The organism is Nostoc sp. UHCC 0251, from assembly GCF_034932245.1.
Classification (GTDB): Bacteria; Cyanobacteriota; Cyanobacteriia; order Cyanobacteriales; family Nostocaceae; genus Nostoc.
Genome location: NZ_JAYGHD010000310.1, coordinates 1 through 23,414, shown reverse-complemented (window position 1 = coordinate 23,414; position 23,414 = coordinate 1). Strand labels below are relative to the sequence as shown.

The following is a 23,414-nucleotide window of genomic DNA, read 5'->3' as shown; positions in this document are numbered from 1 at the left end:
TTTTTGTCTATTTATTTACGCAGATGCGATCGCATCAATTGACAATTCGATTGTTTCAATTAACAATGCCATTGCATCGCCTGACAATTCGATTGTATAAATTTATGTAAATAAATTAGCAAGTTTTGCGTAAAACTAACGCGATCGCAACTGAGAATTATCTAGAGGTGACTGTAACCACTGTAAACCCCGGATTTCTCACCACACCCCTCAAAGCCTGCGCTTGTGCAGGGGAGCAGGGGAGCAGGGGAGAGTAACAATCCTCTGCCCCTCTGCCCCTCTGCTCCATCAAACGCCTGAAGCTTGTGAGAAATACGGGAAACCCACATTGGTGGTGTGACATAACCAAAAGTTTAGCGATCGCTCTTTGCTAAGAGAGGTACAATGTCCAAGATAAGTATTCGTTGGGACTGGTTTATCGGAATTGCAATATGTGGTTCAAGCATTTGGAGTACAAATTGCGCTTTTGCCGACATTATCCCGGATGGCACTTTGCCTAATAACTCCAGTGTCAAATTAGAGGGGAACAACAGCATCATTGAAGGAGGAACCCAAGCAGATGGGAACTTGTTCCACAGCTTTCGGGAATTTTCTGTCCCGACTAACGGCGCTGCTTTGTTTAATAATGCTGCGGATATTCAGAATATTATCAGTCGGGTAACGGGTGGGTCACTTTCTCAGATTGATGGCTTAATTTACGCTAATGGCACAGCCAATCTGTTTTTAATTAATCCATCGGGGATTATTTTTGGGCGTAATGCTTCGTTGAATATTGGTGGTTCTTTTGTGGCGACTACAGCGAATGCGATCGCTTTTGGCAATCAAGGTTTTTTTAGTGCTTCAAATCCAGAAAGTTCTTCATCTCTGCTAACGGTCAACCCTTCCGCCTTAATATTTAATCAAATCAAAACCGCACCTATCCAAAATAACTCAGTGGCTCCCTCCGGTTTAAATCCATCTTCTGAATTTATAGCAAGAGGTTTGCGCGTACCAGATGGCAAGAGCTTGCTGTTGGTAGGCGGCGATATCAATATGGATAGTGGAGGATTGTTTGCTTTTGGTGGGCGAGTTGAGTTAGGTGGGTTATCAGGCGCGGGAACAGTTGGGTTAAATAGCGATGGTAATAATCTGAGCTTAAGTTTTCCAGATAGTGGAGAAAGAAGTAATGTTTTCCTTCGCAATGGCGCTCTGGTAAGAGTTACTGCTGATGATGGTGGAAGTATCGCGGTTAATGCTCGGAATTTAGAGATGACAGCAGAAAGTTCCCTGGTTTTAGGGATAGAAAGTGGGCTAGGTTCTGATAATAGTAAGGCGGGAAATATTGAGCTTAATGCAACTGGAGCAATTAGTCTTGATAATGTGAGTCAAATTGCTAATCAGGTGCGACGAGAAGCAAACGGACAGGGAGGTGATGTCAATATCAGTGCTAGCACGTTACAAGTGAAGGGCGGATCACAGGTAAGTACTGGTACTTTTAGTGCGGGTAAGGGGGGAAATTTAACCATTGATGTGCAGGATGTGCAAGTGATTGGTGGAAGTGCCAATCAGCCTCCCAGTGGCCTGTTTGCTTCCGCAGAGCCAAACTCAGGAGATGCAGGAGACTTGACAATTAAAACTAATACTTTGCTAGTACGAGATGGAGCATTGCTGGTAACTAGTACTTTTGGTGCGGGCAAGGGTGGAAACTTAACCATTGATGCTCAAGATGTACAAGTGATTGGTGAATCAGCTGATGCTCTGTTTGGCAGCATCTTGAGTGCTGACGCATACGCAAACTCAACAGGGAATGCGGGAGACTTGACTATTAAAACTAATACTTTGCTAGTGCGAGATGGGGCAGAGGTGAGTGCTAGTACATATGGTGCGGGTAAGGGGGGAAATTTAACCATTGATGCTCAAGATGTGCAACTGATTGGTACAAGTCTCGATAGTCGGTTTTTCAGTAACTTAGCAACTTCCGCACAGCGAAACTCAACAGGAGATGCGGGAGATTTGACGATTAAAACTAATACCTTGCTAGTCAAAGATGGGGCACAGGTATCTACTGGTACTTCTGGTACAGGCCAAGGGGGAAATTTAATCATTGATGCCCAAGACGTACAACTGATTGGTACAAGTATCGATAGTCGGTTTTTCAGTAACTTAAGAACTTCCGCAGGGTCAAATTTAACAGGGGATGCGGGAGATTTAACAATTAAAACTAATACTTTGCTAGTCCGAGATGGGGCAAGCGTGAGTGCTGCTACATCTGGTGCGGGTAAGGGGGGAAATTTAATCGTTGATGCCCAAGACGTACAACTTATTAGTAGTGCCGATGGTCAGTTTCCCAGTGGCTTGTTTGCTGACGCAAGGTTAAATTCAACAGGGGATGCGGGAGATTTGACTATTAAAACTAATACCTTACTAGTGCAAGATGGGGCACAGGTGAGTACTAGTACATTTGGTGTGGGCAAGGGTGGAAATTTAATCGTTGATGCCCAAAACATGCAACTGATTGGTACAACTGCTGATGGTCGGTTTCCCAGTGGCTTGGCTGCTTCCGCACAGCGAAACTCAACAGGGGATGCAGGAGATTTGACTACTAAAACTAATATCTTATTAGTGCGAGATGGAGCTGCAATAACCGTGCAAAGTTTGGGAACAGGAACCGCAGGCAACATGACATTAAATGCTCGCTCTATCCGTTTAAACAACAACGCTTTACTTAGCGGTAACACACGCAACGCTAGAGTTAACCCGAATAGGGAGCAAGCGACAATTAACATTAACTCACAAGATTTGTTAATGAGCCGTAATAGCAACATCAGAACCAACGCCAGGGGGGAAAACGTCATCGGCGGCAACATCAATATTGACACCGATTTCCTTGTTGCTTTTGAAAATAGTGATATCAGCGCCAATTCTCAAGACTTCCGTGGGGGAAATGTGCGAATCAATGCCCAAGGTATCTTTGGTATACAGTTCCGAGATGTGGAATCTGAGAAAACAAGCGATATCACCGCAACAGGAGCAAGTTCTGAGTTAAGTGGTAATGTAGAAATCAACACACCTGATGTAGACCCTAACAGTGGCTTAGTCAACCTGCCAACAATAGCCCCTGACACTGAAGTAGCACAGACTTGTCAAGCTGGTGGAAATTTAGCTAAGAGTAGTTTTACAATCACTGGGCGCGGCGGTTTGCCACCTAATCCAGGTGAAGCTCTTAACACTGATGCAGTGCAGGTAGATTTGATTACTCTCAATCCAAACAGCGATCGCCGCGATCGCTCATATTCTACCAGTAAAACAACTACCCCCACACCAGAACGCATTATAGAAGCTACTGGTTTGGCGCTAAACCAAAAAGGGGAAGTCGTTCTGACAGCAAATCTTCCCACTACTAAGCCCCATATTCCTTGGTTGAAGCCTGCATCTTGCAGAGCAAGTTAACATTTGACTTCACTAGAGTGCAACTCAATTGCATCCCAATACTGTTCGGTTAAGCATTTTTAACTTGAAATTGGGCTTGGGGAAAAGGTTAAAGGGTAAGGGTTAAAGGTTTTTCTCTTCCCTTTTCCCCTTAACCGAAAGGTATTGGATTGCATCGACCTGCAACTCAATTGCATCGACCTGCAACTCAATTGCATCGACCTGCAACTCAATTGCATCCACCTGCAACTCAATTGCACCCACCTGCAACTCAATTGCACCCACCTGCAACTCAATTGCATCAACAACTACAATTTAAGTAAGTCGGTGCAATAAAACCAAACTATGTAAATAAAAGTAAATAAGGCTCAAACTCTTTCTCCCCCTGCTCCCTGCCCCCTGCCCCCTGCTCGCTTAACCCGTTTAACTATATCTCAATACGCTTGGGTTAAGGACTACTGGTAAAAAATTTTGGGTTTTCGAGACGCGATAAATCGCCGTCTCTACAAGTGTTTTTGTCTTATCTGAACTGTATTGAGCTAAAAACTTTACCTTACTGTTAGTTTTAGTGTCGCAATGGGCACATTAAATATATACTCTATTACGGTATACATATATGCCTACCCAAGATACCACACGCCGTTTACGCCCTCAACTAATTAGTGAAGATGTTACCTCATGGCACGGGTTGCAAACCATCAGCACCTACAATACAACCCGTGCTGATGCCAATACTACAAAGTTACAGCAAGCTTATCAAGCTATGTTGAGTTCTCAACAAACCGAAACCGAAAAACTAACTTTATACCGTGCTGCTGCCGATGCTGCCCGATTAGCAGAATGGGAATTTCACAATGCGGTATTAGCCATGAAAGAAGTCGTGCGCGGGCAATATGGCTCAGATAGCGATCAAGCCCAAGCGGTTGGATTGAAGAAAAAATCAGACCGCAAGCGTTCTAGCCGCAAAAAGTCAGTTGCGCTTACAAGGTAACGCTCTTTCAAGAAACAGAAATGTTTCTTTACATCCATCACGAGCGATCGCTGGGCTTTTTTAAGTCCCACCCTTTAGGGCTGGGGTTTCTGACTCTCTAGGTTGCAGCATTCCACCTTTGGTTCAGTTGCAAAATCATTCAAACCAACAGCTTTCAATAGCGCCGTCCAAGAAGTATCTTGCAAATTGGTGCGACGCACTTCACTAGCAGCACTCAGCGCTTCATACCAAATACCATTACTTCCATAAAGGGTTACGCGTTGGCTTGGTGTCGCTTTTTCCAATTGAGTTTTCAAAGTAGGGTTCAGTTGCTCCCGTTTTATGTATCCTTCAATATCAGCAATAATTTGCTTATCCTGATTACAGTAAATGTTGAAATACCAACGATAGCGCTTACCTATCTCCAGGGGTGCTGCTTTTGATGGCAAAGGAAGGCTGACTACTCCAGGTGTCCCCGTTAAAGAAGTTTTATAAATAGTCTGATCTCCTGCTTCATCTTCTAGCACAAACTCTCCAGATGCAAAGTCCGATGCATAAGGGACATAAAATAAGAAATTAGGATGCTCTCTGATCGTTGTGCCAAACACCAATTCTGAGTTTGAATAAACAGGTACTAGGGCTGTGAGCCGCTTTTGAGAAGAAGTCAGAGGCTTATTGATATCCTGACCACAGCCACGACTACCTGCTTCTGCTCGCTTACCTGGTTCCCCGATGTCTTTTGGTGGGGGTGGTGCAGCAAAAATCAATGATTGGTTTAATTGTCCGTTGGGATTTGTAGGCTGTGCCTGCACATCTATAGAGCTAAGGAATGTTAAACTAATGGCGAGGAAAATTTGAATCTTTTGTACAGATAACTTCATATTTTTACGCCTCAAGTTGTAGAAATTAGTTGTCGCTGTTTTGTTGTAAAGATAGGTAAACTGCCACTGTGCCGCCAGTAGCCACTAAAATCAAAGCTGACGGAACTAGGGGAACCCAAATTCCTTGGTAAAAGAGAATTAAGCAAGAAACGTATAAAACTCCAAGTACACCTCCTCCCGCCAGTACTAAATATAGTCTTGACCTATTGCTTGGTGCGATCGCCTGTAATCCCGCTATACTGAGTGTCTGCGACACAGCTACGCCGAACGTACCTCCAACCACTGACCAACTCCAAACCCACAAAACTTCGCCCCAAACGGGCAAAACTGATATCAAAGGTCGCCCATCCATCACCGCACTCAACAGCTGACTCACCATTTGTGCTTGCAGAACCACCCCTGGTATTTCTTCGGAAAAAGCCTGCCCAGTCATGTAGGGGGTAGGACTATAATCACGAAAGCTTTGGGCAGTAGTACCAATAAGAACAATGCGGTCTTTGACTTGATCAGCGTTGACTTTACCCCTAAGAACATCTGTGAGTGTGACTTTAGGAGCAATTTCTAAAGGAGAATGTTGGAAAGAGCGGTAATTGAGCAATATTTGGTAGCCCCCTGCATCTGCTTTTTGATAGCCACCCATGTGAGGCTGCAACCGCTTAAAAACGACGTTACCTAACTGCAAATCCCCGGAGTCAGTATATTTGGCAGAAATGCCTTCTGCCTGCAAGTAGTGGAATGCCAGTTGAGCATTAAGGGCGTAGCGTGCAGTACAAGGGGAGGTTGGGTCTGCTGGTTGCATTGCCAATAAATGCCGACGCAGAACCCGGTCTAAGTCTGGGATAACATCACTAAACCCTTGGCGTTCTGGCGGAACTCCTAAAGGAGGTGAAATTCCTGGACGGTCTTTTGTCAGTTCTTTAACTTTGCAAATTGCAAAAAGCTTGTCATCTGTTTTCAACCGAGTCGCCAAAGAAGCTTGGTTAAGTTGTGATGACTGATCATAATAAATATCCAAGCCAATGGCTTTGGGTTGGAACTGTGCAAGTTTTTCCAAAAGTCTGGCTAGTGCTAGCTCTGATAGTGACCCTCTTCTTTCTTTTTGCTCTGGTAACTGAAAATCTTCTTCAGTAACAGTGACTATCAACAAGCGCGGATCTTGCTTTTCTTGAGGACGCGATCGCATCAATTGATCGTAAGCTTGTAATTCCCATGTTTGCAATCCTCCCATTTGCCTGACTCCCAGCACGCTGATGGTGAGCATCACACTCATTAGCAATCCCCTGGTGAGCAGGCGGGTGTTAAGTTTAATTCGGGGCTTTGGCCAAGCTATTGGTGTGGCCGCAGGATTTTCACAAATTATCGGTAGCCAAGTTGCCCCTGGAAATTTGTCCTCTAATCCTTGCAGCTTTTCTCTGGCAGTGCGAACTGCAATATATAAAGATGCGCCTGAAGAAAAAGCTGCCAGAAAATCCTTTAAAAATGCTTGCGCCACCAGATCGGGCACAGGTTCCCGCATGACAATGATTTGGGGAATATGTAAATCTTGTAGTTCTCGCGCTAATCCCAATCCATCACAGGAGTTGAAAATCGCCAGCTGCAACCCATTGGTGACGGCATTTCTCAAGGCATATTTCAGGTCTGCAATTGTTAAACTATCTTTGTCATTGATATAGATGCGACCAGTTTCACCCTCGCTTCTACTATGACCAGCGAAAAATAAAATGTTCCAAGGTTGGTTCCACAGCTGATCGTTGATCTGATGACGTTGGGGCTGTGTCAAAAAGGTTGTGGCAGCATTGGGCAATTTTTGTAATAATTCGCAGTCTTTGTCCACATCAATACCAGCCGTATTGCCTAAAATCGCCAATATTTTGATTTTCTGTCTATAGGTAGATGTCTGCAATAGAGTTACTTGTTCTGACTCTGGAATACTCAAAGCTATTTCGGCTTTCGGGTAATCGTCCTCAACCAAATCCCATACATGCCAAGGAAGTTTCTGTAGCTGCATAGAGTAAGTGCGAATCAGCACTCGCACCTCATCATTGGGCTTCAAGTGTATAAACAATTTTTTCCGAATCTGCCAAAATAACTCTGACTTTAGCCAGTGATTAAAGTGCGATCGCAACTCACCAGCTTTGCTTTGACAGTCATCACGCCGTTGGGTAATAGAACCATCGTAAATAATTTTTTTGGCTTTGATGCGGCCATTTCCTAGACTACAATAAGTTGACCGCCACTCGTCAATTGCTGTAGCTATTTCTAGATTGGGAGGTAAGTAACCAGAGGTTTCTATGCTGGGACGTTTGCCATCTTCTCCAATCTCCAGCGTTACCCGCACCCCTAACTCCAAATCGCCATCTAGCTTCAGAACAACTAACTTTCCCATTTGCAGCACCCCGATTCTTTTTCGCTTCAGATGAGAAAACTTTCTATAACGCTAATATTCCCCAGGACTAATTTAATACTAAAGCGTTCCCCCACCTCGCCACTAAACTGCAATTGAATATTCTTGTTAGTACTCCTAGTTTGCGCTTCCATAATAGGTTCTCCCTCTGATCCTTCAAAGTCAAGCACCATCAGTTGGAGATTTGGTGGCAGATAAATGTCTTTGGATGTAGGATGCACTTCTACGATAATGTCTATTTCCCGTTTATTCTTTTGAATGAAGGCAACGACTAAAATTATGGCTTGAATGATTCCTGTTTTTCCTAAATCAATCAGCTTACCCCTGCTAATAAAAGAATCATTAGCACTTCTTAGACTCCAATCTAGATTAGCACTTTGATTATCAAAAAGAGTTTCAATTTCTTGCCAACCAACCTCAAAAATATTTTCCAACCATTGTTGCAATTTAACTAAAGTATTGTTGGAAGTGAGCGATTGAGAAGTTAACTCAACTTGCCTCACTTGAGTAAGTTCTTCTAAATACTCTAATAGATTGTCCAAAGGTTGAAATTGGTTGGTTGGTAACAAATCAGTTTGTACCTGCCTGACAAATCCCAGCAGCGTCGCTTCTCGAAATGATTTCTTTATCTGTACAGCCACATAGCCAATTCGATTTGACTGGACTTCAGGCGGTACATAAACAAATTGTGCATCTTCCAACACCGGGCGGCATTCTAACGATCCCAAGTATTTTAGTGACAAATCAGCTACATCCAGAAGTGTCTGCTGTATAGGGTTCCAACTATCGCTCTTGTCTAAGTCTGTCTCAAATCCCATGTATTGTAGATAAGAGTTTACGAAAGACACAGACAAGGTATTGAGATAAACTTGTTCAGCTTTTTTTTGTGTGGCTTGTCGTTTACATAACTCTTGTGCTCGATGTCTTCCATCTGGCGGTATAGGCCCTGAAAATGTTAAAGTATCTTCGATTTTGTCCATATTTTTTGCCAAATAATGTAAATTTTATGAAAATCTTAAATACATAAATATTCTTGAAGTTTATCAGTAAATTTTGTTAGGCATCGTTGGTAGAAACTATGTAAAGATGTAATTCCAATGCCCCATTCTGCCGAAATATCTTTCCAGGAAGTTCCCGAACATCTTCTTTTAGCTATAGCTTTAAAATTCGCTTCTGGATGACCTTTTATGTGTTCTTTGCAAAAAATAAATTCTGGGTCAGTTTCTATACATTCTATTATTTGTTCAGATAAAGACATCGGTTGAGATTGAGATGATGCTATATTTTCTAGATGAGAGTCTTCGAGATTGATTTCATTTCCTTTGCCGATAACTTTGGGGATAGCTTCTGGAAAAAAGCGTTTACTTAGTAGCATGTTTACCCAGGTTATAACTTCGCCGCGCTCTGGGTCATACTTATTAATATTGTTATCTTGACAAAGATAGAAAAATAAATTTTGTACTGCCTCATCATAAATATCTTCATAAAGTAGTCGAAATTGACCTTTATAAGGATGAATAAGTCTACCCGACTGCCAAATAGCATTCATCAGCCTTGTTAAAGCTACCCGCTGTTCTTTTGTTGCGTATGGATGTTGTTGAGCTTTGAGCGCTAATTCTTTAAGTTGTACATCTAGTTGTTTTCTCCAGTCGTTAGTCATAAAAGACCTCGAATTCAAATGCACCAACTTGCGAGTCTATATATATCTCATGTATGGATTGCGATTTTTACACAAACTAGCCATAATCGTTACAAAACTTTTCGCTCAGACATTAAAGAAATGTTGGGAAGTACAGTGTCAGCGTTCTTGCTGTTCAAGGGACTTCTTGTAGAAGAGGTAAAAGGGTAAGGGGGAAGAGGAAAAGGCTACAGAAACAGTTAACTTCCAAAGAGATTATTTTCGTATCAGTAACCTAAGTTTTTGTATAGTCCAAATGTTCTGAGTTATTATTAGCTTGCTATTTGGGTGACTTTACTTGATTCAACCCTAGTTTTAGTATGTCTACTTCTCTTTTTCAAGGATGCTTGTCTCAGTATTTATTACAATGCCTGTCTTTTTTTGGCTCTAACCCTTCGGTTTATACGTTGGTATGCCCTATTTTTGAATCTAGCTCAATAATGTATAACTTAAAATTAGCTTGATTTTCTCTCGTCAGCGAAAAATCCAGGATCAGAACTTCGATGGAACGCACAGAGGAAAGCAGAGATTGTATTAGTCACCCTGAACAAGGCTAGTCCCCAATCTCCAATTCTGTTTTTTCAAGAATCATTCTCTGTTTTTTGGCATAAATTTAGTAAATACTGGTGATGTGTATATAGCAGCATTGATCACTAGAGATTAACTTATGAATAACTCCACCTATCAGCTAGACAATTTCGCTTTAACATTGCCAATTTCCCAATCAGCTCGCATAACTGCCCAGCAATTTGCTACCCAGCAGCCAAATTCTGAAAAAGCAGAGCAAGTTCGGCTGAATACGCTGGCTGTGTGGGTGGTGAATGACTACTTAGAAATGATGGATATTCCTACTGACCTCCAAGCTAGTGACAGCTGGAACCCCATCATGCGCCTCTGTGGTGATGTAGCTGACTTAGAATTGCCCTCAATTGGTCGTCTGGAGTGTCGCCCTGTGCGGGAACATCAAGGGATATGTTCCATTCCTCCAGAAACTTGGGAAGAACGTGTGGGTTATTTAGTAGTTCAATTTGATGAATTGCTCCAAGAAGCAAAGCTGCTTGGTTTTATCCCTAGTGTCACAACTGAAACACTGCCTTTAGCGCAACTGCAACCATTAGAGGCGTTTATCGACCACTTGGGTCAACTGCGCCAATCCTCAGTTAGTTCACTAGTGGATTTAAGTCAGTGGTTTGCTGGTATATTTGAGGCAGGTTGGCAGACTATTGAATCCCTTTGGAACGTACCGGAACTCAGACCAGCTTATGCTTTTCGCAGTACTGAAACTTTAGACCTAAATGCCCTCAATCAACCAGAACCAATTACTAAACGTGCAAAACTGATTGATTTGGGTATCCAAATTCTCAACCAACCCGTCATATTGATTGTGGAAATTAGCCCAGAAAAAGATCAGCAAACCAGTATTCATCTCCAATTGCACGCTACTGGAAATCAATTCTACTTACCGCCAGGAGTTCATCTCACCGTTTTAGATAGTTCGGGAACAGTATTCCTAAATGCTCAATCTAGAAGATTAGACAACTACATTCAGTTGCAGTTTCGCGGTGAACCTACAGAGCAATTTAGCGTTAGGATAGCCTTGGATAATACTAGCATTACCGAACATTTTAGGATTTGAAACATCTAACTATCTTTCTGGCTTGTCAGTAATTTATTAAGTAGTAATTCGTTAATTAAAATTAAAAATTCAAGCTGGCATTTGGGGATTTTAAAAAAGTCTGTAAACGCTTGTGGAGCTTGTTATGAGACATTAGAACAGGGCATGGTTTCGCACAAGGGGATAACGACAGTCATGAGTAAGTTAGTGGTTCTTAAATTCGGAGAGGGTAGTTTTGAGCAAGGGTTTGCTGTTACCCTCCAAATTGGTGAAGAACACGAGCGTGCTGCGACAGAAATCACAGGGAAGCTACCTTCATTCCCTGAAATGCCGCTTTATTATAGTCATTGGCAGTCTAGTTATCGGCAGATAGGCAATCGTTATCGCCTCCATGCTGACCAAATGCAGGTAACAAATGTATCGATGGTGCAAGACTGCGAAAACGCTTCCTATATTTTGCGGGCACGCTTCAATACCTGGCTGCGAGCAGAGGAGTTTCGTCCTTTGAGGGAAAAATGGTTAGAAAAATTGTCCTCCACGGAAGAAGTGCGGGTGATTTTGCAAACAGAAAATAGCCAATTGCAGTTATTACCCTGGCATTTGTGGGATTTGTTAGAACGCTACCCCAAGGCTGAAATCGCTCTTTCTTCACCATCCTACGATCGCATTCAAAAACCACGCGCTTTAAATCAATTAGTCAACATTTTAGCAATTGTGGGCAATAGTCAGGGAATTGACACCCAGGCTGATCAAGCTTTACTACAACAGTGTAGCAATGCAGAAGTTAGCTTTCTGGTAGAGCCACAAAGGAAGGAATTGACTGACAACCTTTGGGGAAAAAACTGGGATATTCTCTTTTTTGCTGGGCACAGTTCCAGTAACAAAAATGGAGAAAGCGGACGAATTTACCTGAATAAAACTGATAGCCTCACCATTGGCGAGTTAAAGTATGCTCTCAAGAAAGCCATTGAAAACGGCTTGCAACTAGCTATATTCAACTCCTGTGATGGATTGGGATTGGCGCGAGAACTGGCTGATTTGCAAATCCCTCAGATGATCGTTATGCGTGAACCTGTCCCAGACAAGGTTGCCAAGGAGTTCTTAAAATATTTTCTCCAAGCTTTTGCTGGTGGTGAGCCTTTATATCAAGCGGTACGCCAAGCACGGGAACGGTTGCAAGGACTGGAGGATCAATTTCCCTGTGCGACTTGGCTACCAATGATTTGCCAAAATCCAGCACAGATACCACCCACTTGGGATGAATTAAGGTCTACAAAAACTGAAGAAGATATACCAAATTTAGCTTTGTCCACCAAACGCAGATTTACGATAACTTTGTTATCTAGTTTGGCGATTACAGCCTTAGTTTGTGGGGTAAGATTGCTGGGATTGCTGGAAAATCCAGAGATTCAAGCCTTTGACCAGATGATGCGATCGCGTCCGGCGGAGGGACTTGATCCCCGACTGTTGATCATCACAATTGACGATAACGATCTAGCAGTTCAACGACAAAACAAGGAATCCTTGATTGGAGCTTCGATTTCCGAAACATCTCTCAACAAACTTCTGGCAAAACTGAATCAATACCAACCCCGTGCGATCGGCTTGGATATCTACCGCGATTTTAAGGCCGAAGACCCAGATTTAATTAATCGTCTTCAAAAAACTCAGAACTTGATTGGCGTATGCAAAGGAAGCGATCGCACAGTAAATATCCCAGGCAATGGGCCGCCACCAGAAATCTCCCCAACAAATCTGGGATTCAGTGACTTTATTCACGATCGTGATGGAGTTATCCGTCGGCATCTCCTGTTCATGAACCAGGAAGCTACATCGTTGTGTACTGCTCCCTTTGCATTCAGCTTAAAACTGGTTTCTCTCTATCTGCGCCCTTCAGGGATTGAACCAAAATTTACCCCTGAAGGAAATTTGCAACTGGGTAAAACTATTTTTCCAAACCTGAAATCTCGGACTGGTGGCTATCAAAATATTGATGCTAATGGCGGTCAAATCTTGCTCAACTACCGTTCCTCAACACAAGTAGCCGAGCAGGTGAAGCTAACTCAATTTTTATCTCGTCCAATTAACCCAAGTGCTATCAAAGACCGAATTATTTTGATTGGTGTGACGGCAAAGGGGGATTCTCCAGACACCTGGCCTACACCCTATGGCGTTCCTTTAGATCAGCAAATGCCAGGAGTGTTAGTACAAGCGCATATGGTCAGCCAGATCCTTGGTGCAGTCCAGGATGGGCGGCCGTTGCTGCGGGTTTGGTCACTGTGGGCTGAGGTGGGCTGGATTTGGGGTTGGTCTTTAGTAGGGGGAGTCATAGTTTGGCGCAGGCTTTCGTTCCCTTGGTTGGCATTAGCAGTTAGTATTACCTCTAGTGTTCTTTATTTACTTTGCTTTGGTCTGTTAATTTCGGGTGCTTGGGTGCCTTTTGTCCCTTCGGCTTTGTCGTTAGTAGTCACGGTTGGCTTGATGTCAAATTATCAGAAAACAAAAGTTCGGGTGGCAAGTGGGGAGTAGGGGAGTAGGGGAGTAGGGGAGTAGGGGGAGCAGGGGAGGCAGGGGAGGCAGGGGGAGCAGGGGAGGCAGGGGGAAAAGAATTTGGCTAATGTAATTTTTGGAGTTCAATAGGGAATAGGGAAAGATTTTTTTATTAGATTTTTGGATAACCAGCAGATAAATCTACAATGTTTGCATACTTAAGGGAAGGTTTTTATGAAGTCAAATTCAAAACCGATAAAACTGTTTTTACTAGTAACTTTTAGCTGCACTAGTTTACTAGTTAGCCTGAATCCAGTACTGGCAAAACCAACTCTTGGTTCTTCACCTAGCGATGCCTACGGCGGGTTACGCCTACGCTCTGATGCTAAAACGACCCTAGCTAAAGCCACAACCTATAATCAACCTTCACTTCCACCAGGGCCCCCTCCTGGAGGTCGCGTTCGTGGTGGAGCGAAGCGCGGGCAGGTGGCTGGATGTCCAGTTACTAAACTTGACCTGACTGCTTTAGTACCCTTTACTGAGGAAGCTAACTCGGTGATCAATGTCTGGGGACAGACAACGGTAGAACGCCCAAGTTGGTTTTTCTATGTGCCGTATGCCAAAGATTTGCCCTATGAAGTGGAATTTGTGCTGCAAGATGAGGACTCTAACGAGATTTACCAAAAAGCGATCGCTCTACCAGATAAACCAGGTGTGATCCGCGTTTCTCTGCCTACTACGGCTCCTGGCTTGGCACTAAACAAACAATACCGCTGGTTTTTCACCATTAACTGTGATCAGGAAAAGAATTCTCCCCCGACTTTTGTCGAAGGGGTAATACAAAGAGTCGAACTGAATCAAACTGCTCTCAAAGAGCTACAAACCACAGAACTTCTAAAGCGCTATGATATCTATGCCCAAAACGGGATATGGTACGAAGCACTGACGATACTGGCTCAACTGCGCGATCAAAACCCTAAAGATGCAGCACTGCAAGCAGAGTGGCGAAATTTGTTACGCAGCATCCGCTTAGATGATATTGCAGCAGAACCGATTATTTTGGAAAAATCTTAAACTAATCTTCTTTGTGCAAGATATCATCATCCCGTCGCTCCCGATTAATATCGGGGCTTTCTGTTGTCCAATTCTCATCTGCTTCTAGAGATTCAGGAACCATGACAAACTCAGTTTCTTTTGTATGGTTATTCCCCCATTCATCCAAAACATCTTTGATCAGCACTTCTTGCAACCAAATCTTAGCGACAACAGTTAGGGGTAGTGCCAGAAATAACCCTAAAAAACCAAAGAAAGTTACGAAAAATAGTTGAGCAATTAAGGTTACGGCTGGTAGCAACGAAACTTGCTGTGCCATCACAATTGGCGTGATGAAATTACTCTCAACCTGTTGAATAATAAAGTACAGAATCAAGACAGCAACGGCTTTCCAGGGATCATCCAACAGAGCGATCGCCATTGCCGGGATTACACTAATTGTCGGTCCCAGGTTAGGAATTAAGTTCAAGAATCCTGCCAAAATTGCTAAAGCTAGTGCTGCCTTTATCCGCAAAATTGATAAGCCAATCAGACTCATCATCGCTACTACAAACATAGCAATGAAAGCGCCTGTAATCCATCCCCCCAAAGAGACTTCGCACTTATTTAAAATTCCTTCCACCCGCCGCCGATAAAATGAGGGGAAAAGCCTTACAAAGACTTTGCGGTAAGCCACAGGATCGGCTAATATCATTCCTGTTAAAACCAACACTAGCAAAATCTTCAGGACGGCTTCCAAAGAGCCAGATACAAAGGCGAAGGAGTTTCCCAGTAACCGATTGACGAAGGGCTGTGCCTGTTGAATGAGGCTGTTGATATCTGGGATATAGGGAACCAACTGGTTAGGAATACGAGTTCTCAGGGCGTCAAGCCAACTATTAAAGCGCTCAAACCCTCTAGGAACCTGATAGGTTAGTTCTTGAAACTGCTGTGCAAAGGGTGGCACAATTAGCCAGAAAAAACCTACGACACCTGCAAAAAAGATAGCTACTGCAAGGAGGACGGCAAATCCACGCCTCATGCCAAAGCGTTGAAAGCGTTTCGCTAGCCGATTTAAGGTGACGGCTAAGACAACTGCGGCAAACATGAGCAAAAGTACTTCCCGAATTTGCCACAGGATATATAAAGAAATAACGATGGCGATTAAGCCGATCCATTGACCCAGGTTCACAGGCTGACTCCCAACGGTTGGCGAGATGCAATTTTCTTGTAATTCAGCTAGGTTAGCTGATTTTAGGAACTTGTGTGTAGATACTTGCGAGTTAATTTTGTTTCTGTGCTTGGAATCTCCACAGTAGCGCGATCGCTATAATTACAATCGGCGACAATATTATAATCAGCGCGTTGGTTGCTGTCGCCGGAATTGACAGACTTGGCCCTGCATACTTAATCAATACTGATAACAAAGCTGAGAGTAAAAGCAGTTTCAGAACCAATCCTAGTTGATTTTCCATAACAGTACGGTAATACACATTTTTCTGTTGGGTATACACGAATTTAGGCTGCACTATCTACTTTCTAGAATAGAAACTAATAGCTCATAAATAGATAAAAGTCTTTTTTACCCACATTCTTGACTTATAACTACCACGATTTAGAGCGACATAATCCATTTGGGTTAAGCAAGTTCATCTGTTAAGGCAGGCAGGGGGAGCAGGGGAAGCAGGGGAAGCAGGGGGAGAAAAAAAGCTTAACTGAACTGTATTGCAACATAATCACTACTTAAGCATTTGTTGAATTAACTGATATAGCATCTTTCGATGCATTGTTAGGGATTTCCAGAAATTAAATTATCCAAATTCTTCTCCCCCTGCCTCCCCTGCTCCCCCTGCTCCCCCTGCTCAATTTGGAGGGTACATTAAAATGCCTGTTGAAACTAATAACAAAAGCTCCATCAAACCGCCTAAAGTTCAGCAGTTTAGGGGGAGTTTCTTAATTTTTCTAACCCTGTTGTTATTACTGAACTTTATTGTTCCGATTTTTTTGCGATCGCCATCGCCGCAAGTTCCCTATAGTACTTTCCTGGCTCAAGTAGAAGCGGGGAAGGTAGATCGAGCGATTGTGGGTGGCGATCGCATTGAATACACCATCAAAACTCAAATTCCAGATGGTAAATCCACTGAACAAGTGTTTATCACTACACCAGTAGGGATTGACCTAGATTTGCCGAAAATTCTCCGTGAGCATAATGTCGAGTTTGCTGCACCACCACCAAACCCAAATGCCTGGTTTGCTACCTTACTTAGTTGGATTGTACCACCGTTAATTTTCTTTGGCATTTGGGGCTTGTTAATGAATCGCCAAAGTGGCCCGGCTGCACTAACGGTAGGTAAAAGTAAAGCCCGCATCTACTCTGAAGGTAGCACTGGTGTCAAATTTAGCGATGTAGCTGGCGTCGATGAAGCGAAGGCGGAATTAGCAGAGATTGTCGATTTTCTCAAAAATGCTGCCAAATACACCACACTGGGGGCAAAAATTCCTAAAGGTGTAATGTTGGTAGGGCCTCCGGGTACTGGTAAAACATTATTAGCAAAAGCGATCGCAGGTGAAGCGGCTGTCCCTTTCTTCAGTATTTCGGGTTCGGAATTTATCGAATTGTTTGTGGGCGTAGGTGCTGCACGAGTCCGTGACTTGTTTGAACAAGCCAAAGAACAAGCTCCTTGTATTGTGTTTATCGACGAGTTAGACGCACTGGGTAAATCTCGTGGCGGTGCTGGGCCAATTATGGGTGGTAACGATGAGCGAGAACAAACTCTTAACCAGTTACTCAGCGAGATGGATGGCTTTGATACCAACATAGGCGTGATTATCATCGCTGCAACTAACCGTCCAGAAATTCTCGACCCGGCTTTACGCCGTCCTGGTCGATTTGACCGACAAGTTGTCGTCGATCGCCCTGATAAAATTGGTCGGGAAGCAATTTTAAAAGTCCACGCCAGAAACGTTAAATTGGCTGATGATGTTAACTTGAGCACCATTGCTATTAGGACTCCTGCTTTTGCTGGGGCAGATTTAGCCAACCTTGTAAATGAAGCCGCACTGTTAGCTGCACGGCGAAATAGCCAAGCCGTGACAATGGCAGATTTCAACGAAGCTATTGAGCGTCTGATTGCTGGCTTAGAAAAACGCTCCCGTGTGCTGAATGAAACGGAGAAAAAGACCGTAGCTTATCACGAAGTTGGTCACGCCATCATTGGTGCATTGATGCCCGGTGCTGGTAAAGTCGAAAAAATCTCCGTTGTCCCTCGTGGTGTCGGTGCTTTGGGTTACACAATTCAGATGCCGGAAGAAGACCGCTTTTTGATGCTAGAAGATGAAATTCGCGGGCGTCTTGCTACCCTTTTGGGTGGACGTTCTGCCGAAGAAATCGTTTTTGGCAAAGTTTCCACGGGTGCTGCTGATGATATTCAAAAAGCTACTGAATTGGCAGAACGCGCCATTACTCTTTATGGGATGAGCGATCAACTTGGGCCAGTGGCGTTTGAAAAGAGTCAACAGCAGTTTCTCGAAGGTTATAGCAATCCGCGTCGTGCTATCAGTCCCAAAGTGGCTGAGGAAATTGATCGGGAAGTTAAGCAGACCTTGGATAATGCTCACCATATCGCCTTGACTATTCTGCAACATAACCGCGAGTTATTAGAGCAGACCGCAGAAGAACTGTTGCAAAAAGAAATTTTGGAAGGTTCGCAACTGCGGGAATATATTAACCAAGCAAAAGTACCGATAAAAGTTGAAGAATGGTTGCGGACGGGTAAGTTATCTGAAGATCAGCCACTGCTACAAACACTCTTGGTTTAAAATCTTTCGCAAAGGCGCAGAGAGTTTTTATTGAAAACCGTAGGCTACACCTACGGTTTTTTACGTCAAACTCAACCAGCCAAAAACTTGTTCCACAGTCAGTTCCAACTCGATACCCTCCAGGATGGGTAATTTATCAGTACCTTCGTATAATTCCACTCGCTGTCCAGGAAAAATCCCCAATACACTTTCATCTTCTGGGTTAATTAACCAGCCGAGTTCAGTACCATTGCGCGAACAATGCAATAATTTACTCAACACTTTTTTTAACCTTTGGTCTGGGGACAGAATCTCAATTGCCCAGTCGGGATGAATTTCAAAACGATTAACAATTTTGCCAGATGGACTTTTAGGAATTCTATCCCAGCGAAACACAGAGACATCAGGGACGATAGAAGCACCGCCGAAGGTACAACGCAGTTCTGGAAAAGCCAAAGCAATTTTTTGACTTCTAGCTAGGCTGTTAATTGTTTCGCAAAGAGTAGCTTGGAGCAAGCTATGTTCACCTTGAGGCATTGGTTTTTGAATAATTTCCCCGTTAATAAAGTCTGATGCTGGTTCAGTTTCCGGCAGTTTGAGGAAGTCGTCTAAAGTTAGTTTGGGTTGACTGGCAATAGTCATAAGTGAGTGGAATAGAAGGGGATGATTTAAATTATGTGGGTTAGCCAAGTTTGCCGCAGGCATCGCCAAGTCACAGACATTATGGCAGAAAGTGCCTCAGCTTCCCGAAGATCCTCCAACTCGTCTGGCGTGAGGGGATTATTTCCTGACCTTTTGATCTACCAAATAAAGTTCTTGCATAGGCGTAGCCTTTCGTAGACATCTCTATTTTTAGCTTGTGTATATATCTAAAGATATAAATAATTGGTGAAAAATTAACATCACACGGTGGGGATTTCTCTTCGCGTCTCACAATCTCTGCGTCTTCTTTGACCAAAACAGTGACCAGTGAACAGTGAACAGTGAAAAGTCTTTCTGTTACCTGACAACTGTTACCTGATATAGGAATCCGGTTTGATTTTTGAAAAGATACGTAGGGTGCGTTAGCGACAGCGTAACGCACTATTACCAGGGATTCGGTGCGTTACGGATTTCATCCTAACGCACCCTACAATACTTAACTTTGTTCAAAAATCAAATAGTAATCCTATAACTGGTAACTGGTAACTGATAACTGGTAACTGTTAAAGGCTTCTGTTCATTAAAGTTTTCTCATTTTGAGTGGTGTTAGCTCTTTGAGTACGGTAAACCGTATTTGCTCGTTAGTTCCCAAAGATTAATTTAATTGTTAAGTTTAGTTACATAAATAAAAAAATTCTGCAACCATTGCTAAGGGAGAAAATCATGAAAATCGGTAATATCTTTGAGGATCAAAACGAATTGAACGACTCTACGCCTTGGCGGTGATTGGGTTTATATCTCTTATAGCTTTGGAAATCTTGACTGGTGTTGAATCAAATTTCTTGAGCTAAATCAGAAATAAGATTTATTTAACATTCTTTAACATGGTTATGAAAGCTACAGATAAATTGGTGCATTTTTTAGAACAAGAGTTGGGTATTTCTGATGGAGCAATTTCTCTTGCTTTGCGACATTGTGAGCAGACCCCCAACTTTCTGGCTATGACCCTCTGGCAGTATGGACTGGTAACACTGGATCAATTAGCCCAAATTTTCGATTGGTTGGAAACAGTATAAGCTGCTGCTTCAACTATTTGGATGGTAAATAGCGGACTTTCTGTGAAAGTCACATTCTCAACAGGTTTCATTTTAAGGATTGGTAATATCTATGGCAATTAAAGAACAGCCTAAGTCACCTCGGTTTCGGATCATTGCTAATATATTACTGGCAGTATCAGGGCTATTTTTGCTCTTAAATTTATTTTTGCCTGGTTTATTTGCTTCTGGTCCGACTGGGGTTCCTTATAGCTTATTTATACATCAAGTACAAGAAGGGGAAGTCAACCGCGTTTCTGTTGGTCAAAACCAAATCCTCTACGAAGTAAAAACAGAAAATGGCGAACCGGGCCCGGTGTTTGCAACTACGCCAATCTTTGATTTAGAGTTACCCAAACTGCTAGAAGAAAAGGGAGTTGAATTCGCCGCTACACCTCCACCCAAGAATACTTGGATTACAACCCTCTTAAGTTGGGTGATTCCACCACTGATTTTTATTGGTATTTGGCAGTTCTTTCTCGCCCGTGGTGGCGGCGGTGGCCCTCAAGGTGCGCTTTCCATTGGTAAGAGCAAAGCTAAGGTTTATGTTGAAGGTGAATCAGCTAAAATCACTTTTGCAGATGTGGCTGGCGTAGAAGAAGCAAAAACTGAGTTAGTGGAAATTGTGGATTTCCTCAAGACTCCAGCACGGTTTACGCAAATTGGCGCTAGGATTCCCAAAGGTGTGTTGTTAGTTGGGCCTCCGGGTACTGGTAAGACACTTTTAGCGAAAGCCGTAGCAGGAGAAGCAGGAGTTCCATTCTTTAGTATCTCTGGTTCGGAGTTTGTAGAATTGTTTGTCGGTGTAGGTTCTTCCAGAGTGCGGGATTTGTTTGAGCAGGCAAAGAAACAGGCTCCTTGTATTGTATTCATTGATGAATTAGATGCAATTGGTAAGTCTCGTAGCAGTAATGGCTTCTACGGTGGTAATGATGAGCGAGAACAGACCCTCAACCAGTTATTAACGGAGATGGATGGGTTTGCAGCAGGGGATGCAACGGTGATTGTCCTAGCAGCTACCAACCGCCCCGAAAGCCTTGACTCTGCATTGCTGCGTCCAGGACGCTTTGACCGCCAGGTGTTGGTAGACCGTCCCGATTTATCTGGTCGGGAAGCAATTCTCAAGATTCACGCTCAAAAGGTAAAATTAGGAGATGATGTAGATTTAAGAGCGATCGCTACTCGTACCCCTGGTTTTGCTGGTGCAGATTTGGCAAACTTGGTAAATGAAGCGGCATTATTAGCAGCTCGCAATCTCCGCCAAAGTGTTGCTCAAGAAGACTTTGCCGAAGCAATTGAACGGGTAGTCGCCGGTTTAGAGAAGAAGAGTCGAGTGATGAACGAGACTGAGAAAAAGATTGTTGCATATCATGAAGTCGGTCACGCAATGGTCGGGGCGCTAACCACAGGAAACGGTCGTGTAGAAAAGATTTCGATTATTCCTCGTGGGATGGCTGCTTTGGGTTACACTCTGCAATTACCAACTGAAGACCGCTTTTTGATGAATGAAGAGGAACTGCGGGGTCAGATTGCAACTCTATTAGGTGGACGTTCCGCCGAAGAGATTGTGTTTAACAGTATTACAACAGGTGCTTCCAACGATTTGCAACGAGCAACTGACTTGGCAGAACGGATGGTAACATCTTATGGTATGAGCAAAGTCTTAGGGCCATTAGCTTACCAACAAGGACAACAATCGATGTTTTTGGGTAATGGTGGGGCTAATCCCCGACGGGCGGTGAGTGAAGACACATCAAAAGCTATTGATAGCGAAGTCAAGGAAATCGTGGAAACAGCCCACGAACAAGCCCTAGAGATTCTTAGACAGAATCGAGACTTGCTAGAAGCGATCGCAACTCAACTCTTAGAAACAGAAGTCATTGAAGGCGAAAAACTGCACAGTTTGCTGAGTCAGGTTAAACCCGTAACTAATTCGTAATTCGTAATTCGTAATTCGTAATGGGCTTTGCCCCGCTACGGTAACGTAATTCCTACACAGAGGGACGCAGAGCATAACTTTGCGTCCTTTTGCGTTAAACCTCTGCGTTCTTCTGCGTTTTAGAAATGCCACTCACAATAATGCAAACACCAGCTAATAAAAATGCCAATGCACCGCCAACTGCACCAATCAAAGGTGTTATTGCTTGCGGTTGGGGAAATATGACACCAAACAAACTCATGGCTAACGCGAAGCCACCAAAATACATCCCAATTCCTAATCCTGCCCATCGCTGGGGTACCAATCCTAAAGCAAAAGGAATTGCCCCATTCACAATTAAACTAAAACCACCAACGATTAATACAATTATCGGAATTTGTGCGCCCACAGATATCATTATCAGTAACGAGGGAATGATTGCACAGATCCCACAAAGCATTGCTTGACGATTACCAATTTTGACGGCGAAGATTCCAGCGGGTATGCTAGCAATTGCGATCGCTAATCCAATCCACACCATCAGCACATCAACATTATCAGTATTCAGTTGAGCCTTCAGTACTTTACCCAAGACATCAAAGAGAAATCGGATACCCCACGCTACACCAAAACCAGTTACTAAAATCAAAGCCAATTTTTGTAACGGCAACTTTACTATTTCTATTTGGTGTCTATCCACTGGTGCTTCTGGAGGATTGACTAATCGCAACACAGCGGCCGCCCCTAGCATGACGAAAGAACCGATCGCAAAGGTATAAACTGGCCCTAAGCTGAGAATAAACTTGTGGCTTATCGGTCTAAAAGCCCCAATTACACCGCCTGCTAAAGTGACAAAACTTACTGCTAAAGGTAACTGGGCTGGTGTCGAATACATTCCCAATAGGCACATAGCTGGAGAGCGAAATATTGTCATTGCTAATGCCCAGGCTACCAATACTATAGGTAAGAGCGATCGCATTACAGTAGTAGGTGGAATCAAACTCACAACGCAAGGTATAGCAATAAACAAAGCCGATGCCAGAATCATACCTACTGAGATGAAGGGAAACCGAGTCCCTACCCACCGTCTAGCTTGGTCTGAAAGTCCCCCCATCAATGGTTCTAGCACCGCACCAAAAGCATTTTCGATTATCACCAAGGCTACTGCAAGCGAGGCGGGAAAACCAAACTGAGTTAAAAGTTGTGGCAAATATATATTGTAAATTAACCAGGTGAGGGTAATTGCTCCCTGCACCACCGCCAATACCCAAACTTGCACCCATAAAATATTGAGATGAGATTTCGAGGTAGTCATAAATAGATGGAAATAGGGCATTGGGCATTGGGCATTGGGCATTGGTTATTTCCTCCTCTGCCCCCTGCCCTTCATGCCCCTCATCCATTCTTTAAGGAAAGCGGTGTGTTTTTAAGGGAACTCAAAGAAATAAATTATCCAATCTTGTGGGGTGGGCATCTTGCCCGCC

Annotated in this window: 18 protein-coding genes; 9 read left to right on the top strand and 9 right to left on the bottom strand. The window is 43.4% G+C overall.

Going from position 1 to position 23,414, the window contains the following annotated elements; genetic code table 11:
- The first annotated feature begins 125 nt into the window (after positions 1 to 125).
- Both VB740_RS24430 and VB740_RS24425 read left to right on the top strand, forming a co-directional pair.
- Positions 126 to 257: a hypothetical protein gene (locus VB740_RS24430; protein WP_323202464.1), complete on the top strand. Its 132-nt coding sequence runs from the start codon at positions 126 to 128 to the stop codon at positions 255 to 257.
- Between the two features lie 127 nt (positions 258 to 384).
- Positions 385 to 3,429 (top strand): S-layer family protein, encoded by a 3,045-nt coding sequence (locus tag VB740_RS24425; protein WP_323202463.1) that lies wholly within the window; start codon positions 385 to 387, stop codon positions 3,427 to 3,429.
- Positions 3,430 to 3,531: 102 nt separating this feature from the next.
- Here VB740_RS24425 and VB740_RS24420 read toward each other — a convergent pair whose 3' ends face one another.
- On the bottom strand, positions 3,532 to 3,693 hold the full coding sequence (locus tag VB740_RS24420) for a hypothetical protein (RefSeq protein WP_323202462.1): 162 nt from the start codon (positions 3,691 to 3,693) through the stop codon (positions 3,532 to 3,534).
- Positions 3,694 to 4,024: 331 nt separating this feature from the next.
- Here VB740_RS24420 and VB740_RS24415 point away from each other — a divergent pair, with 331 nt between their 5' ends.
- Positions 4,025 to 4,399: a hypothetical protein gene (locus tag VB740_RS24415; protein ID WP_323202461.1), complete on the top strand. Its 375-nt coding sequence runs from the start codon at positions 4,025 to 4,027 to the stop codon at positions 4,397 to 4,399.
- Between the two features lie 74 nt (positions 4,400 to 4,473).
- Here VB740_RS24415 and VB740_RS24410 read toward each other — a convergent pair whose 3' ends face one another.
- Genes VB740_RS24410 through VB740_RS24395 form a run of 4 tightly spaced genes read right to left on the bottom strand, consistent with a single transcriptional unit; the run spans position 4,474 to position 9,323 of the window.
- Positions 4,474 to 5,259, bottom strand: coding sequence for a DUF928 domain-containing protein (locus VB740_RS24410; protein WP_323202460.1), 786 nt, complete (start codon positions 5,257 to 5,259; stop codon positions 4,474 to 4,476).
- Between the two features lie 25 nt (positions 5,260 to 5,284).
- On the bottom strand, positions 5,285 to 7,645 hold the full coding sequence (locus VB740_RS24405) for a CHASE2 domain-containing protein (RefSeq protein WP_323202459.1): 2,361 nt from the start codon (positions 7,643 to 7,645) through the stop codon (positions 5,285 to 5,287).
- A gap of 26 nt (positions 7,646 to 7,671) precedes the next feature.
- On the bottom strand, positions 7,672 to 8,643 hold the full coding sequence (locus VB740_RS24400; protein ID WP_323202458.1) for a DUF1822 family protein: 972 nt from the start codon (positions 8,641 to 8,643) through the stop codon (positions 7,672 to 7,674).
- A 35-nt stretch (positions 8,644 to 8,678) separates the two neighbouring features.
- A complete protein-coding gene (locus VB740_RS24395; RefSeq protein ID WP_323202457.1) occupies positions 8,679 to 9,323 on the bottom strand; it encodes a sigma-70 family RNA polymerase sigma factor in 645 nt (214 codons plus the stop codon).
- A 685-nt stretch (positions 9,324 to 10,008) separates the two neighbouring features.
- Here VB740_RS24395 and VB740_RS24390 point away from each other — a divergent pair.
- The 3 genes from VB740_RS24390 (at position 10,009) to VB740_RS24380 (ending at position 14,520) form a co-directional block, all read left to right on the top strand.
- The gene (locus VB740_RS24390) at positions 10,009 to 10,977 is read left to right on the top strand and encodes a DUF1822 family protein (protein WP_323202456.1); all 969 of its coding nucleotides are present in this window, start codon (positions 10,009 to 10,011) and stop codon (positions 10,975 to 10,977) included.
- 174 nt (positions 10,978 to 11,151) lie between these two features.
- Positions 11,152 to 13,485 carry a CHASE2 domain-containing protein gene (locus VB740_RS24385; protein WP_323202455.1) on the top strand — a complete coding sequence of 778 codons (2,334 nt, stop codon included), beginning with the start codon at positions 11,152 to 11,154 and terminating at the stop codon, positions 13,483 to 13,485.
- A gap of 195 nt (positions 13,486 to 13,680) precedes the next feature.
- A complete protein-coding gene (locus tag VB740_RS24380) occupies positions 13,681 to 14,520 on the top strand; it encodes a DUF928 domain-containing protein (RefSeq protein WP_323202454.1) in 840 nt (279 codons plus the stop codon).
- Between the two features lies 1 nt (position 14,521).
- Here the strand turns inward: VB740_RS24380 and VB740_RS24375 are convergent, their stop codons facing one another.
- Entirely contained in the window at positions 14,522 to 15,670 is a 1,149-nt protein-coding gene (locus VB740_RS24375) for an AI-2E family transporter (RefSeq protein ID WP_323202453.1), read from the bottom strand.
- Between the two features lie 91 nt (positions 15,671 to 15,761).
- A complete protein-coding gene (locus tag VB740_RS24370) occupies positions 15,762 to 15,953 on the bottom strand; it encodes a hypothetical protein (RefSeq protein WP_323202484.1) in 192 nt (63 codons plus the stop codon).
- 409 nt (positions 15,954 to 16,362) lie between these two features.
- On the opposite strand from VB740_RS24370, the gene ftsH reads away from it, so the two are divergent.
- Positions 16,363 to 18,297, top strand: a complete 1,935-nt coding sequence (gene ftsH / locus VB740_RS24365; RefSeq protein WP_323202452.1) for an ATP-dependent zinc metalloprotease FtsH — start codon at positions 16,363 to 16,365, stop codon at positions 18,295 to 18,297.
- Positions 18,298 to 18,357: 60 nt separating this feature from the next.
- Here ftsH and VB740_RS24360 read toward each other — a convergent pair whose 3' ends face one another.
- Complete coding sequence (locus tag VB740_RS24360) at positions 18,358 to 18,918, bottom strand: Uma2 family endonuclease (RefSeq protein WP_323202451.1); 561 nt, start codon at positions 18,916 to 18,918, stop codon at positions 18,358 to 18,360.
- Between the two features lie 890 nt (positions 18,919 to 19,808).
- Between VB740_RS24360 and VB740_RS24355 the strand changes: the two genes are divergently transcribed.
- Positions 19,809 to 19,994, top strand: a complete 186-nt coding sequence (locus VB740_RS24355) for a DUF2949 domain-containing protein (RefSeq protein WP_323202483.1) — start codon at positions 19,809 to 19,811, stop codon at positions 19,992 to 19,994.
- Positions 19,995 to 20,085: 91 nt separating this feature from the next.
- Positions 20,086 to 21,951, top strand: a complete 1,866-nt coding sequence (gene ftsH4 / locus VB740_RS24350; RefSeq protein ID WP_323202450.1) for an ATP-dependent zinc metalloprotease FtsH4 — start codon at positions 20,086 to 20,088, stop codon at positions 21,949 to 21,951.
- A gap of 94 nt (positions 21,952 to 22,045) precedes the next feature.
- Here the strand turns inward: ftsH4 and VB740_RS24345 are convergent, their stop codons facing one another.
- Positions 22,046 to 23,245, bottom strand: coding sequence for an MFS transporter (locus VB740_RS24345; RefSeq protein WP_323202482.1), 1,200 nt, complete (start codon positions 23,243 to 23,245; stop codon positions 22,046 to 22,048).
- Positions 23,246 to 23,414 lie beyond the last annotated feature (169 nt).

Excerpts from the sequence above, each read along its gene's own strand:
- VB740_RS24380 (WP_323202454.1), top strand. The coding sequence starts at position 13,681 with ATGAAGTCAAATTCAAAACCGATAAAACTGTTTTTACTAGTAACTTTT.
- VB740_RS24385 (WP_323202455.1), top strand. The coding sequence starts at position 11,152 with ATGAGTAAGTTAGTGGTTCTTAAATTCGGAGAGGGTAGTTTTGAGCAA.
- VB740_RS24395 (WP_323202457.1), bottom strand. The coding sequence starts at position 9,323 with ATGACTAACGACTGGAGAAAACAACTAGATGTACAACTTAAAGAATTA.
- VB740_RS24400 (WP_323202458.1), bottom strand. The coding sequence starts at position 8,643 with ATGGACAAAATCGAAGATACTTTAACATTTTCAGGGCCTATACCGCCA.
- VB740_RS24360 (WP_323202451.1), bottom strand. The coding sequence starts at position 18,918 with ATGACTATTGCCAGTCAACCCAAACTAACTTTAGACGACTTCCTCAAA.
- VB740_RS24415 (WP_323202461.1), top strand. The coding sequence starts at position 4,025 with ATGCCTACCCAAGATACCACACGCCGTTTACGCCCTCAACTAATTAGT.
- ftsH4 (WP_323202450.1), top strand. The coding sequence starts at position 20,086 with ATGGCAATTAAAGAACAGCCTAAGTCACCTCGGTTTCGGATCATTGCT.
- VB740_RS24410 (WP_323202460.1), bottom strand. The coding sequence starts at position 5,259 with ATGAAGTTATCTGTACAAAAGATTCAAATTTTCCTCGCCATTAGTTTA.
- VB740_RS24390 (WP_323202456.1), top strand. The coding sequence starts at position 10,009 with ATGAATAACTCCACCTATCAGCTAGACAATTTCGCTTTAACATTGCCA.
- VB740_RS24405 (WP_323202459.1), bottom strand. The coding sequence starts at position 7,645 with ATGGGAAAGTTAGTTGTTCTGAAGCTAGATGGCGATTTGGAGTTAGGG.
- VB740_RS24370 (WP_323202484.1), bottom strand. The coding sequence starts at position 15,953 with ATGGAAAATCAACTAGGATTGGTTCTGAAACTGCTTTTACTCTCAGCT.
- VB740_RS24355 (WP_323202483.1), top strand. The coding sequence starts at position 19,809 with ATGAAAGCTACAGATAAATTGGTGCATTTTTTAGAACAAGAGTTGGGT.
- VB740_RS24345 (WP_323202482.1), bottom strand. The coding sequence starts at position 23,245 with ATGACTACCTCGAAATCTCATCTCAATATTTTATGGGTGCAAGTTTGG.
- ftsH (WP_323202452.1), top strand. The coding sequence starts at position 16,363 with ATGCCTGTTGAAACTAATAACAAAAGCTCCATCAAACCGCCTAAAGTT.
- VB740_RS24425 (WP_323202463.1), top strand. The coding sequence starts at position 385 with ATGTCCAAGATAAGTATTCGTTGGGACTGGTTTATCGGAATTGCAATA.